Origin of the sequence: Parvimonas parva (assembly GCF_045866535.1) — a bacterium.
In the GTDB taxonomy this organism is placed as follows: domain Bacteria; phylum Bacillota; class Clostridia; order Tissierellales; family Peptoniphilaceae; genus Parvimonas; species Parvimonas parva.
Window position 1 is genome coordinate 1,166,507 of sequence record NZ_AP038371.1, and the last position, 14,000, is coordinate 1,180,506.

General features: G+C 31.2%; 14 protein-coding genes and 3 pseudogenes. All 17 read right to left on the reverse strand.

Features of this window, described 5'->3' with window-relative positions:
- Positions 1-7: 7 nt before the first annotated feature.
- Positions 8-958: a 2-keto-3-deoxygluconate permease gene (locus ACKTSI_RS05760; protein ID WP_068474582.1), complete on the reverse strand. Its 951-nt coding sequence runs from the start codon at positions 956-958 to the stop codon at positions 8-10.
- Between the two features lie 413 nt (positions 959-1,371).
- Positions 1,372-1,503 (reverse strand): annotated as a pseudogene (locus ACKTSI_RS05765) (DUF5301 domain-containing protein); the annotation flags it as partial.
- Positions 1,504-1,555: 52 nt separating this feature from the next.
- A complete protein-coding gene (locus ACKTSI_RS05770; protein ID WP_068474577.1) occupies positions 1,556-2,305 on the reverse strand; it encodes a nucleoside phosphorylase in 750 nt (249 codons plus the stop codon).
- A gap of 21 nt (positions 2,306-2,326) precedes the next feature.
- Positions 2,327-2,866: a GNAT family N-acetyltransferase gene (locus tag ACKTSI_RS05775; protein ID WP_068474574.1), complete on the reverse strand. Its 540-nt coding sequence runs from the start codon at positions 2,864-2,866 to the stop codon at positions 2,327-2,329.
- Between the two features lie 683 nt (positions 2,867-3,549).
- The gene (locus ACKTSI_RS05780; RefSeq protein WP_001176020.1) at positions 3,550-4,074 is read right to left on the reverse strand and encodes a phosphotransferase; all 525 of its coding nucleotides are present in this window, start codon (positions 4,072-4,074) and stop codon (positions 3,550-3,552) included.
- Between the two features lie 216 nt (positions 4,075-4,290).
- On the reverse strand, positions 4,291-5,022 hold the full coding sequence (erm(A), locus tag ACKTSI_RS05785; protein ID WP_000810833.1) for a 23S rRNA (adenine(2058)-N(6))-methyltransferase Erm(A): 732 nt from the start codon (positions 5,020-5,022) through the stop codon (positions 4,291-4,293).
- A 57-nt stretch (positions 5,023-5,079) separates the two neighbouring features.
- Positions 5,080-5,205 (reverse strand): erythromycin resistance leader peptide, encoded by a 126-nt coding sequence (locus ACKTSI_RS05790; RefSeq protein ID WP_106384406.1) that lies wholly within the window; start codon positions 5,203-5,205, stop codon positions 5,080-5,082.
- A 403-nt stretch (positions 5,206-5,608) separates the two neighbouring features.
- Entirely contained in the window at positions 5,609-6,088 is a 480-nt protein-coding gene (locus tag ACKTSI_RS05795; RefSeq protein WP_000700631.1) for a Csac_0668 family 2Fe-2S cluster-binding (seleno)protein, read from the reverse strand.
- A gap of 398 nt (positions 6,089-6,486) precedes the next feature.
- A pseudogene (locus ACKTSI_RS05800) lies at positions 6,487-7,436 on the reverse strand (IS3 family transposase); the annotation flags it as partial.
- 12 nt (positions 7,437-7,448) lie between these two features.
- Positions 7,449-8,477, reverse strand: a complete 1,029-nt coding sequence (locus tag ACKTSI_RS05805) for an N-6 DNA methylase (RefSeq protein WP_407862688.1) — start codon at positions 8,475-8,477, stop codon at positions 7,449-7,451.
- Between the two features lie 3 nt (positions 8,478-8,480).
- Complete coding sequence (locus ACKTSI_RS05810) at positions 8,481-8,699, reverse strand: helix-turn-helix transcriptional regulator (protein ID WP_004825248.1); 219 nt, start codon at positions 8,697-8,699, stop codon at positions 8,481-8,483.
- A 147-nt stretch (positions 8,700-8,846) separates the two neighbouring features.
- The gene (locus tag ACKTSI_RS05815; RefSeq protein ID WP_407862689.1) at positions 8,847-10,493 is read right to left on the reverse strand and encodes a recombinase family protein; all 1,647 of its coding nucleotides are present in this window, start codon (positions 10,491-10,493) and stop codon (positions 8,847-8,849) included.
- Between the two features lie 3 nt (positions 10,494-10,496).
- A complete protein-coding gene (locus tag ACKTSI_RS05820; protein ID WP_407862690.1) occupies positions 10,497-10,721 on the reverse strand; it encodes a hypothetical protein in 225 nt (74 codons plus the stop codon).
- 154 nt (positions 10,722-10,875) lie between these two features.
- Positions 10,876-11,589, reverse strand: a pseudogene (locus ACKTSI_RS05825) (replisome organizer).
- Between the two features lie 88 nt (positions 11,590-11,677).
- A complete protein-coding gene (locus ACKTSI_RS05830) occupies positions 11,678-12,673 on the reverse strand; it encodes an ORF6N domain-containing protein (protein ID WP_407862691.1) in 996 nt (331 codons plus the stop codon).
- A 429-nt stretch (positions 12,674-13,102) separates the two neighbouring features.
- The gene (locus ACKTSI_RS05835) at positions 13,103-13,630 is read right to left on the reverse strand and encodes a PcfB family protein (protein WP_407862692.1); all 528 of its coding nucleotides are present in this window, start codon (positions 13,628-13,630) and stop codon (positions 13,103-13,105) included.
- 180 nt (positions 13,631-13,810) lie between these two features.
- Positions 13,811-13,984 (reverse strand): hypothetical protein, encoded by a 174-nt coding sequence (locus ACKTSI_RS05840; protein ID WP_407862693.1) that lies wholly within the window; start codon positions 13,982-13,984, stop codon positions 13,811-13,813.
- Positions 13,985-14,000 lie beyond the last annotated feature (16 nt).

A 14,000-nucleotide genomic window follows, 5' to 3' on the forward strand; every position in this document is an offset into this window, starting at 1 on the left:
TTCCTCCTTACATGTTTAAACTTCTCTTTTGCATCTTGCGTTTCCTTGCATATTTTCCAGTTAATATTGGAGTAATAATGCTCGTTAGCACCACGCCAAATGCAATTTGCGCAACTGCAACCCTTGCAATTTCAGATACACTCGGGTCAGCTGCGGCGATTATCGTAGGCACAGAAACTGACAAACCTGCGATAGATGTGATTCCAAAGGTTGTAATTCCATCTTCTCTTAAAACCCTTGTTTCGAAAAGCCAAATTAGCGGAAAAGAAACAACGTAGAAAATGACAGTTAAAATGATTCCCTGAAATCCGGATTTAAAAGCTGAAATCAAATTAATTCCGGCACCGAATGCCCATCCCATAAATGGGGTTAGAATTGGAACAGCTCCTGAGAAAAATTTACTCAGGTCTTTGTCTAAGTTGCCAATTATTACTCCCGCTAAAATTGGAATTAATGCTGAAATAACCGGCGTCCAATCAACATTCGATGCTTTGGACACGCTGTACACCAATATTGGGAAAGCTGGCACACATAATAGACCGGTAAGTCCAAATGCCGCTTCATCGCTTTCACTTCCGTAGTCGCTAACAAGAGCAAGGTATAGGGATGGATTTAGTGAACAAATAGTTGTAGTAAAAGCAATTGCTGAAATTCCTAAAATGCCTTCCATTCCAAAGAATCGGAAGAATAGAATTGAAAAAGCAAAACAAATGATAATTTTTACAAGCAAAATCGAACCCTGCTTCTTTAAAACTTTTTTGATTTTTTCAAAATCTAAGGCTGCTGACGAACAAAAGCAAACCAGGGCAACTATGTAGTTAATACCTTTAGTTGTAAAGAATGCTTCCGTCATCCCACCTATCTTAAAAATGTCCGGCAAAAACGTTGCAAATAAAGCGCTGATTAGCATAGGAATTAAAAGCATGCCACCGGGAATTTTTTTCATAAATTTTAACATATAAAAACCTCCTCTCTTGAACTATACCCAATTAACATAGTTTTTAAGCATGATATTAAATACGATAAAAGGAAGCCACAATCATCACTAGTCATTTAATATCTACCACTTTGCCGGATATATACTACTAGGGGAATTATTTATCTACCCGCTGTCAAAATTATCCAATTTGTATAAAACCGAAATGTTACCGAGCCTTAGTGCATGCCGACTGACATCAATATATAGTATCCGCCGTCGAATCTTGCCAATGATCACACCCTCACGTGTGCTTCTCTTGGTGATTCTTGGCATGATCAAGACCTAACATGATTAGCTCGATAAACTTGGATGGTTGAATATCATTATTTCGTCAAATTAATACTGATTCTATCAAATGTTTCTTCTTTTAATTTCCAAACACCTGAATATGACTACTCAACATAACGACTGTTTTTGTCTTTATATAAATACACAATACTTGAACTTCCTTCTTCATTTTTATGATGAAATTTAACGATAATATAATCATCAATATTTGTGGGTTGATCGTTAACACTTTCCTTACCAGTATCAAATGTTGCCTCAACATTGTCATTACATCCATATTTGTTTCTATTATATTTCTTTCAAAAAATTCAAAGCCAAATACAACTTTCCAAGGTCATGGTTGGCACTATGAAGTCCCTTAACTTCATAAGAATTCTCATTTAATATATCCCCAGACTCAAGAAAGTTATAAAGTTCAAGTCCATAAAAATCACAAGCTGCTTGTACACCTGCAAGCTCCATTTCTACCGCTATACATCCCTCAGACTTTCTCTTTGAGACAAGTCCACGAGTCTCACGAATCATAACATCTGTAGTCCAAACTTTTCCCTTAGTATAGGGAGCATTTTCCCTGATAAAAAAATCTTCAACTTTTTCATGATTTTTAATTGTAAGATAGTCTGAAGGAGCTGCATAATAATAAGATGCCCCCTCTCCTCTATAAACTTCGGTCGGTATAATATATTTTCCAAATGTCTTTTCCTTATCAAGACTTCCACATGAGCCGAACATAATAAACTTTTCCGCACCTGTAATCCAGTTTACTTCTACACAATGTGTTGAAGCAAGGGCTGAGCCAATCATTGTGAGGTAGAAAGCAAATTCTTGACCTTCAAAGTGGCTTTTATATACTGGACTTGTCCCATTTACAGAGCCAATCTGGCCTATTTCTTGACAATCAAAGTTATCAAGTAAATATTCGAATATTCTTTTCGAAAATATTATTAAGCATTTTTCTGTCAGATATTTCTTTTCACCATAAAAATCTTTTAGACTTATAATCGGCTCTGAGTCTTTATCGTAGCTATCTATTATCATAATTTAACCTATTAATTTCTATTACCTTTCAAATTCTCTATTATCTATCCAATATCTTTGTTCTATTTCACCCTCTGAATTTACAAACTCATTTTCAAGTACTCCTCCATTTTTTATAATAGACTTAGCAGATCTTATATTATTTTTGTAACATGTCATGAGTACTCTTTCAATTCCTAGCTTTTTACACTCTATCAAAGCTAGTCTAACCATTTCAGTTGCATAGCCTTTTCTTCTCTCACTTGGCCTTATCCCATCACCAATATGACCGCCTTCTTTCAAAAGCGACTCATTCAAATAGTGACGAATATTTACAGCTCCCAAAAGCCTATTTCTTTCTTCATCTAGAAGAAAGAAAACTGAATCAGGAACCCTATCCTCAGTTTCGTATTTTCTTTCTAAATTATTTAGATAATAGTCAAAATCATGGTAATCATTTTTAAATATAGACCATGGAGAATGATTTGTATTATTAATTTCTTGGTCAAGCTTCCATTCATCAATCATCTCACCAAGTTTTACTTCGTACTCTTTAGTTAGTTTAATTAATTTTAGTTTCATATATCCACCTCTAAAAATTGTTGCATTATTTATTGCTTCGGACTACTCTCTTGACTTCAATACTACACACTCCGCGTGCTCTGTTGTCTTAAAATCTATTGCTGGATTTTGAAATATAGTTATGAGGCCTGAAACTTTATCAACAAGTTCTTTTCCCTTGCCAACTTCATCTGGATTGTTAAATGAAGCATCGGGAAGAGCTCCTTTGAGATTATTTGTTTCTAATAAAATTTATAAATTCAAATCTATCTTATCATTTTTATCCATCTATACTGTTGACACGACCTATCAAAATATCTAAAGTGTTGACACAACCCTTTCATAATATTTATAGTGTTAAGCAATTTTCTAATTTCCACAAGCAAAGCGAAGAGGAAATTATTGAAAATGCTTACCTACTTGGTGCTACGACTAATTATTTGAGAGATATTTTTGAACACTAATTTTAAAAAAATAATCATATAATTATCTAATCCAAAATTCATAAACCTATTGATTTCAAGCCTTTCAAAGACTTTAGTACCCTACTCTCTTGACAGCAACGCGACACTCTCAACATGCCCTGAAGTTCCAAAGTTCCGTAACTTTTTATGATTAATTATACTGAAAGCAATTTGATATAATTCTTGTTTATTCATTTTCTTCTCCAATATTATTTAGCTTAATAATACGTTATTCTTTTTTCAAAACACTAAGTTATTCAGTTCACCATCAAGAACTTTTATAGTTTCATTTCTTTCCTTATCCTCTTGATTGTCATATAAAAGTTGTTCAATAAACTCCCATATATCTTCTAGTTTACGTCTAATATGATAGAATAACAAAGCATCCGTATTGATTAAAAAATCTTTGTGTAATTTCAGGTATATGTTCATAAATACATCATAATATGGCTTATCAACAAAAAACATGAGATCAGCTTTTACTGGAGCCAATTTCAAGCCTTCCCAGTCAATTAGAACTAACTGCTCATCCCGTTGCATCAAGTTCCAATTATGAATATCTGTATGGCATAGGGCCATTTTAGGATTACTTCGTCTTAGAATCTCCGACAGTCCTTCAACTCTGTCAATAGATTGTTCAAGGGGTTTTATGTGTGCCCCAAGCAAGCATTTTAAGTCCATGGGAAGACTGGCGCATTCTTTACGCAATACTTGTTTTAGCTGTTTCAGAAATGGCAAGCTAAAATCTTCCCTAATTAGTTGCACATATACCTACTATATCAATAAATTTTGAGTTATCATTGACTATATTAGTTGCTATTATCAGAATAGTCGTCGATAACTATATTTTCGTGCAAATATGCAAATAAGTAAAATGATAATTATGTTATATCATAATAATTGAAAATAATAGAATGCATTTTTCAATGTAATAAGATTAAGCGTTCTCTTAAAGTTAGAGAACGCTTAATTATTTTTAATTTATTGAAATAATTTGTAACTATTGAAAACAGACAAAAATTGTTCATTGGATAATTTATCAAGATCAGTAACATTCGCATGCTTCAGCACCTGTCTTAATTGATTTTTAGTAAAAAGAACATGATATTCCCTGTTTACCCATTTATAAACGAAAAATCTATACTTTTTGTAGTCCTTCTTTAAAATAAATGGTTTATGCCTTTCAAGTACAATCAATACAGAATCTACATTAGGCTTAGGGTGAAAATATGCTCGTGGCACTTTTTTAAGAATTTTTATATCCATTTCCACCATTAACAGCAAACCTAAAGCTCGTTGGGTATTTTGCAACCTTTTAGCAAATCCCCTCTCTACAATAAGGTAGCTATATTTCGCTTGACTATCAAAAGCAATCTTTTTTACAATATCAGTACTAATATTGTAGGGAATATTACCAAATATTTTATAGTCTGTATTTTTAGGAAAGCTAAACTTCAAAATATCCTCATGAATAACTTTTATATTCTGAAAAGGTTCAACTGCTTTTTTCGTGGCATGACATAAACCTTCATCAATCTCTATAGCATTCACCCGTTGACTCATTTCCACAAGTTCCTTGGTAAAATGTCCTTTTCCTGACCCAATTTCTATTATTTTATCTTGTTTATTGATATTCGTATATTTTAATATTTCCTTTACATGCTTTTTAGATGTAATGAAATTTTGCGTATTTTTCGGGTTTTTCTGTTTCATTATAACCTTCTCCTTGCCGGTTATAATGAACTAATCTTAAGAGCTCATTATAACCAATTATTTTTGGTTTGGTTGATAATGAAATCTCTCATTAACAAATATAGAAAACATACCCATACCTTTACCTCCTTTAATTTTTTTCATTATAAATGAGATAAAGTAATATCTACTACTGCAATACATGTACACATATTTAACTCCTCCTTATGCAACTGATTATATCACTTTTAATTTCTCTATTCAATAAAGTTCTGTGCTAATCTACCTCACCCTATGGATTTTTAATCCCGAAACATCAAATGTCATCTGTCAAATGCCCTATTTAAAAGGGTCAAAAAACGGTATTTTTTAGCCTGTTTTTGACCCAATTTTCGTACTCAAACCACTACATGTTGTGGTTGACTCCTATTATTCCTTGTCCAAACCACAATACGTCATCAGAATTGCTGCTTCAACGTGTGTCGAGTTGCCTTGATAGCTATCAAAACTGCATTCTCAACCCCTAAGGTTATGGGGAACATATCCACGCTCGTAGATGGAAACATATCAAAGATTGGCTCTCGTTTGTAGAACATATCGACTGTAATTATTTCATTTTCAAGCCTTTATCGATAGCTTCCTGAATAATCTTATGACAACAAACTCCCAACGGATTGTTTTCTTTACAATTAGAATTTTTCATTGCCCCAGTGATGGCATTTACTTCTTTTACGGATTTCGCGCCATGCTTTACAACTGCTTCAATTACCTGATTTTCTGTGACTTCGCTACAATAACAAGCATACTTAGGATCTGCATCTTTCTTAAACCAGATAGGAACTCTAACTTGGTCTTTCAAGAATTTTATTTCATTATCTAAGTTATAGTAAACAACGTCGCAGTCCTCGTTCATGCAAATCTTATATTGATCTCCGTTAACAGCATTACGATAATCATCTACCACTAGATGTTCAACAGTTACTTTACTAACGGAAATCCCTTCATTATTACATACAGGACAATTGTCTTTAATTTGATCCGGCTTTTCTGTTTTGCATCCACAACAACATTCATTATTAATCTTCATATTCTTAGCCTCCATATTTTCATTATAATTTCTTTTTTAAACTAGGTAAAACCAATTTCATATACTTGTCATTTATTAATAGCGTCAAACATTTTAGCTGGTGTTAATTTACTTAGCTCCCTGTTGTCAGCCAACGCACGTGTAGCTTTTTTGTGTATAAACACATCAGCGTCATGTTACCCATTGCTCGGCATTCTTCTAATGAACCCAAATACATGGAATGGCAACCCTTTTTTAGACAATTTATAACCGAACATTATCAAGCTTGAAAGTTTCTTTAGATTATAAAATATATTCTCAGACAATCAAGGGTAAAGGCTTCGCCCAAATTTCGTTGAAATTTGCCCTTGACAGTCTGTTCATATATTTTATTTAATTTATGAAACTTCCAGAGCTTTTTATTCTGCTTTTCTATATTCTACTGGTGTTTTATATCCTAAAGATCCATGAATTCTTAGGTTATTATACCAATATACGTATTCTGCTAATTTTAGATTAAGTTCTTGGAAATTAGTAAAGTTCTCCTGATATATGAATTCTGTCTTCATTACTTTATTGACTGCTTCGCTTACTGCGTTATCATATGGGCTTCCTTTTTTACTTAGCGATCTTTTTATCCCAAATACCTTTAATATTTCTTCTATTTTTATATTTTTAAATTCTCTTCCTCTGTCTGTGTGAAATATTTTTATACGATTTAGTGGCTGCCTTATTGAGTAAAATGCTTCTGCTACTAGATTTGCATCTTTGTTTTTACCTGATGAGTATCCTATTATTTCACGGCTGTTTAAGTCTATTATTAAACATATATAATTCCATGTTTTTCCTACTCTTACATATGTTAGGTCGCTTACTATTGCTTCTAAATAGTCTCTATTGTCAAATTATCTATTTAAAAGGTTAGGGATGTCTTCTTCGTTGCATTTGGATCTTATTACTTTATATTGTGCTACTGTATAGTTTGAGATTAGGCCATTTTTCTTCATTATTCGGCCTATTTTTCTTCTCGATATTTTATATCCAATTTTCCCTAGTTCTTTTTTTATTTTGCGTGTTCCATAGTTGTTTCTACTTCTTCTGAATATTTCTTTTATTTCTTCTATTAGTTTTTCATCTTCATCTAATTTCACATCTTTTTCTTTGTTCAAATGATAATAGACTAAACTTCTTGTGACCCCAAGTAGTCTACACATTGCACTAATGTTATATTTATCTCGGTTCGAGATAATGAGGTCTATTTTTTGCCTAACAGTAGTGCAGCTTGCTTTAAAATATCATTCTCCATTTCAACCTGTTTCAATTTTTTACGAAGTCTGATTATCTCTTTTTGTTTCGCATCCACATTATCAAAATGGTTACTCTAAGCAGCACACCAACTATTTATTTTTTGAGTTTTAAACTTTGGTAGAAGTCTTGAACTCTTTATATTTACATAACTATTTGCCTCTATCACTATTATGACACGAAACCCGCAAGTAGCGTCAAGTAAACGGTCGTTATAAGTTATCTCTAGTAAATCGTACATAAATGAAGTGATATGCTCTGGGGTAAATACTTGACCACTTTCAGACTTTTTCTTGTATCTATTAAATTCATTAAAGAAAATGCCCATTACATCTTCGCCGTTCCAGTTATCTGAGTTTATGGACTCTGCGATTTCTATGATACAGTCAATAAATGTATTTATATCATCTTGATTTTCTACAATGTTTATTTTTATTTCACTGTACACCTCAAGCAAAATATCTATTTTAAGATTTTGTTTTCTATGATCTTGAAGTGATTTTGCTAAAGTATCATATATTTTATTTCTAAATGGTTCATATCCATTATCTTTTATTGCTTCAAGATTGCCGCCAAACCTTTCTACTACCAAGGCTGAAGCTGTAAATATCATTCTATGATATAAATTCTTAATTCCGAATTTAAAGTGTAGTAAATCATTTATTCTTTTTGTTAGAGTGAAAATTTTGTTTTTATCTATATAATTTTCTTTAAACAAATCAATATAGTATTGCTTGTGTTGAAGTTTATTAGCTACTCTTATGAGTTCCTTGTTTTTATATATAGCGATTTCTTTGCCATTGTACAAAATTCCAACAGTTTTTTTATATTTGCTTGAAATTATGTCTATATTTTTCATTAGCTCATCAATAAAAATTTGTTTGCTAATATCTCTTTCTTCTGATTTTGTTTCAAGGATTATTGCTACATCATTCATGTTTTTAGGTAAATACCAACCATCTGGCTTATCTGAATATCCTTTAAACCCTAATTGATTAAAAGTAGTTATTTGACCAGTCCCTTGATCAACATTTTCTTCAGCTTCATCAAAGCCTAATACTAATTTCGCATAATCCCTGACTTGATCTTCTGTCCTTAAACTCATTTTCTAATCCTCTTCACTAAAATTGTCTTCAAAACTAATAATATCATTAGGGGTGCAAGATAGAGCCTTACATATTCTTTCTAAATTCTTAAATGTAATTGGTTTATCCTTGCCCATTTGTGCCATAACATTTGTTGTAAGTCCTGCCATAGCTATTACATCAGTTTTCTTTAAACCTTTTTTTGCTAACTGTATCCATAATGGTTTATAGTTAAGTGCCATAATATCCCTCTTTTTCTGTTCATTAGATTTATTTAATTATAGCATAAATATTGATTTCATTCAATCTTACATTGATTTAGTGTTTTGTTTTAGAGAATTTGTTGTGTTATTCCGTCCTTATTTTGCCATAAATTGCTTTATGCCTAATTAGAGATTGTAAAATACTTGTAGTGTGTCTGTATTTCCTATGAAATTGTAGTAAATATCAATTGTTTGGGTGATTTCTCCATTCACTACTTCTTTTTCGTGAACATAGATTTTTGAGATGAGTTCGTTTAAAGTTTCTTTATCCAGCTTCTTTATATCCCTATGTTTTTTTATGAGTTCAATCCATTTTTTGACATTAATATCTTCAAGATCTTCTTTAACAATCAATTTTTGATTATCTTCTATTCTTTGATTTAGATAATCTTGTTCTTTCTGTGATTTTTCAAGAATTTTTTGGAAGTTACTTTCACTTATCTTATTATCTAGCCAGTCATCATATAATCTTTCAATCTTTTTAGTTAAGTCTTCTACTCTTATCTGATCTTCGTAAATCTTATCCATAATGAATTTTTGTTCTTCTTCATTATCAATTTCTCGTGATCTTTCAAGTGCTTTTATGATTTCTTTCTCGTCTTTCAATGCTATTTCTGCATTTTTTCTAATATCTTTAAGCACTATCTCATAAAGAGTGTCGTAATAAATTCTATGTTGACTACACAATGACTTTCCATATCTTCTATAAGTGTTACAAGTGAGTAACTTTTCTCTTTTTTTCGATTTGTTTCTTCCAAGATTTAAAGATTTTCCACAATCGGGACATTTCACAATGCCTGCAAATATGCTTTCTTCTCCATTTTTAAATGGTCTTCTCCTGCTCTTTAATTTTTCATTTGCTACATTATAAATATCTTCAGAAATAATTGGTTCGTGTGTGTTTTCTACGATTATCCATTCCTCTTTGGGTTTATCTGATAACCAACCTACTTTGAATTTATAATTAACTTTTTGACTAGCAATATGACCAATATAAACTGGATTTTCAATAATTTCTTTTAGGGTTGTGCAGTCCCACCAATACTCTCCACCATCTACGGTCATTTCTAACTTAGTTTTTTTATTTCTAAGTCCTTTTTTTCTATTCCACCAGGTAGGTGTAGGGATTTTTTCTTCAAAAAGTCTTCTTCTAATTGCTTGTACTCCATAACCACTAAAAGCAAGATCAAAAATTTTTTCAACAATCCATGAAGTTTCATCATCGATTACTAATTTATGTGGATCATCATTGTCTTTCCTATATCCTATTGGAGCAAGACAACCAATAAATTTTCCTTGCCTTGCCCTTGTCATATAGGCAGATTTCATCTTTTTGGAAACATCTCTTGAATAAAACTCGTTTAAAACATTTTTAAAAGGAACTATTTCGTTGTTTTCTTGAAAGGTATCTACTCCATCATTTAAAGCTATATATCTGACATTGTTCTTTGGGAAGAAATTTTCTGTATAGTATCCAGTCTGCAAATAGTTTCTTCCAAGCCTTGATAAGTCCTTAGTGATGACTATATCCACTTTTTTATTTTCAATATCTCTAATTAGTCTTTGAAATGATGGTCTATTTGTATTTAATCCAGTATATCCATCATCTATATAAACATCGTAAATACTCCAACCTCTTGATTTTACATAGTTTTCTAAAAGTTCCTTTTGGTTTTGTATGCTGGCACTCTCTCCTTTCTGCTCATCATCTTTAGATAGTCTGCAATAAATTGCAGCTTTGAATGAAAAGTGATTTGAATTTGTTTGTATCATTTCCTATTCCTCCTTATTTGAGTTTTCAGAAATAACACAACTTACTCTAAAACTATTTTTATTATAGCACCCTTTTTCATTACTATCAATATTATATTTGTTATACTCAATTTCATTGTCCTTACTTATTTTGCTTGATTTTTTTATTAGTCTTAGAAAAGCTTCTGTATCTGTTCTTCTATTATCATAATTTCTTTTTACAATATATTTTGTTTGTCTTTTTGTCATAGCTTATCCTTTCATGCAATAAAAAAAAGGCGATTAGATTTTTAATTTTCTAATCGCCTTTTAAGTGTCATATTTATCTTTTTATTATCTCTGGCATACTTTGATACCTTTTTAGACTTAAAGTCTTTAATAGTGGCTTTCCACCTCTTTTTATCTATAAAGATTCTCCTACATCATAGTTCATTTTTTTATTTCCACCTTTCTGTCTTAGTTTTTCTTTGTCTTCTTCATACCATTTTAAGATTGTCACATAGTGGTTTTGTTAGGTCTTACCACTGCTTTCCATGTATCTGGATAGTTTATTTATCATTATTTCTGTGTGTGAGTTTAATTTTTCTTTAAGATTTTTATATTCTTCTTTGCTTAACCTTACATTTTTGTATTCTCCATAAAAAGAAACTGGGGCTGATTGGTTTTCTTTTTCTCCTCTCCCCTTATCTATACTAACCTTATCTAATCTACCCTTACCTATACTATGCGGACAAATGGTTGACACTTGGTTGTCATTTGGTATACCAAGATTTTCAAGTTTGATATATGCTCCATTTTCTGTTTGTGTTAAGCTTTGTTTTTCTGTAATATACATCGTTTCTTTTCGCCTGTCATTCCTGATGTAGTTATTTATCTTCCAATGAGTAATTACAATAATTCCCTGATCAAAAACTATCACAAAGCCTTTGGCAATAAGTATTTTTAGGTCATCTTCATTAGCTCCGATAATTTTGATGATTTTCTTAGGATTATTTACAAAACCATCATCATCTGCCCTCATTGATAAATGAAAATATAGGCATTGACTACTCAGTGGCATATCCAAAAATAAGTCGCTATCCACTATCTTTAGTGAAAACATTCTTTTATCTGCCATGCTACCCTACCTTTCTTCAAATAAAAAAAGACGATAGTTTTTACTTCTACCGCCTTGCGTAAATTATTTTGATTTTTATTTTTGTATATTAAATTTTTAAGTCTTTATTATTTAACATCTTACTAAACATATCATGGTACATATCTTTAGAAGATTCTTCTATCTTGGTAATACTTGATATTTTATTTCCCGCATCCTTTGACGAAGCTCCGCAAAGATAAAAGGCTTCATTTTCTGTTCCACAGTCTATTGCTATATATCTATCGTGATATTTTTTACCTGCTATCTTCAGTTTCAGGTCTATATTAGGATAGTCTTTTCTAAAATCATCTAAGATGTTTTTTGTAAGCATATCCTTGTTCTTGACATTATCACTAAAGACTACGATTTGAGTCTTATCTCTTGCAGCTCTTAAAAGTTCTAATGTTTTAAGTCCGATATAGTTATCTATTACATAAATGCTTTTCTTTGCTGATTTATATATTTTTGTATAGGCAACATCAGCTTCTATCTTATCTCCATTCATCAAGAGGAAATGTTTATATGTTTCCGGGTCTATAAAATTATCCATTACCTTTTTCAAATCTTCTTTAGTAGCTAATGTGTTAATCTTACTATCTATCCTTACAATATCATTTGTGTTTTGATTTGTTTGAATTGCTATTTGAACTAATTCCTTTGAGCTGATAAAATCTTGATTTTCAATGATGAAGTCTTTCATCTGCTTAAACATTCGTATTAAAGCCTTGCTCTGTCTAACGGCAAGTTCTCCTCTTAATACAGTCATAAGCATATAAATACCCTGCTCTGTAAAAGCATAAGGTAGTTTTCTACGACCGCCCCAACTTGATGTCGATTTTTTCGATATCAAGTTTTCAAACTCTGATTTCGTCAACTGAAACATAAAATCATCATCAAATTTCTCCGAATTGTTTTTTACTTGCTCGTTAAATCTTGTCGTTGTATATCCATAGATTTCAGCAAGTTCAAAATCAAGCATAACCTTTTGATTTCTTATATAGTAAATCCTATTCTTAATCGTATCTTCATTGATTACTACTATTTCTTTATTTTGATCTGCCACAAAATGCACCTCCAGTATATTTTTTGGACTACAACTTGTAGCCATTTTCTCTTTATTTCATTCAGCTTACAGCTTGTAAGCTAATTCTCCATCATATCTTCAAAGTATAATTGCTATAATTATACCAAAAATATTAAATCTTTTCTATCTTTCCCCCTCTCTTTATCTATCTCTATATCTTTATCTATCTCTATCTCTTATCGGACATGGGTTGGACTCATTAAGGACAATGTCTTCTATTTATTTTGTCTGTGAAAAATTCTTCTTTCAATTTTATCCAATAATATCTTTTGTTTGTTGCCATATCTGCTCCTTTCTTGATTTTCGATAATCGAAATTCTTGATTTCCGATTTTCGGAATTCTGGATTTCTGCTTTTTAGAAGTCTTGTTATTATGGTTATTTAAGGGTGTAACTTTTCGTTACTCCCTTAGATTTCTCTGGTCATATCTTTTTTGCTTGGTTTTACTTTTTCTTTTACTTTTCTTTTGACTTTCTCTTTTGTCTTATCCTTGTTCTTGGATAGGTCTTTGTATTTCTTTATTTGTTTTAGGATACTTTCTTTTTCTTTTTTATTTTCTTTGGCTATGACTTGTTTAAAGGCATATTCCATTACTTTTATGTCTTTGGCTTGGAAGAATATTTCATAGTTTTGGTTTTCTTTGTTTTTCATTACTGAGAAACTTACTCCAAGTTTGTTTAGTTCTTTTTTTAAGTCTTTTAGATTGCTTTGATCTATGCTTATATTTTCTAGTTGTCCTTTTTTATATAAGTCTTTTATTTTCATTTCATCGCCCATAAGACTTTTTAGGTTTCCATTTGCTTTTTCTAAAGTATCATTTATCTTTTTTCTTATTTCTTTGTCTAAGTTGATTGATTCTTTTGCTGCCTTTATTGTGTATGTTATTATGGTTTGTGCTGCTTGACCTGCTTCTTTGCTTATTTCTTCGTTTATCATGTTTTCTCTCCTTTGTTTGAATTAAAAAAAGGGAAGTATAGGCTTTAATTTTTCTATACTTCCCTTTGATTGTTTTTATTTGGTTATTAGTGGTGGAATGCTTTATTTTGATGTTTTTATAGCTTACTTAGGTATTTGTACCTTTTATACTTTTAAATAGCTTACAATACCTTTCCACCTTTAGTAGTTTATGTGTGTCCTTTTGTCTGATAGATAGTTTTTCATGTTGGAATATATAATCTGCACTTCTTCATTGTTCATCGCTTTTATTTCTTCTGTGCTTTTATATGTTTTGTATATTCCATCTTGATCTGCTTTTATGAGTTCATCTATTAGCTCTTGCCTTTTATTCATCTCTATTACCTCCTAA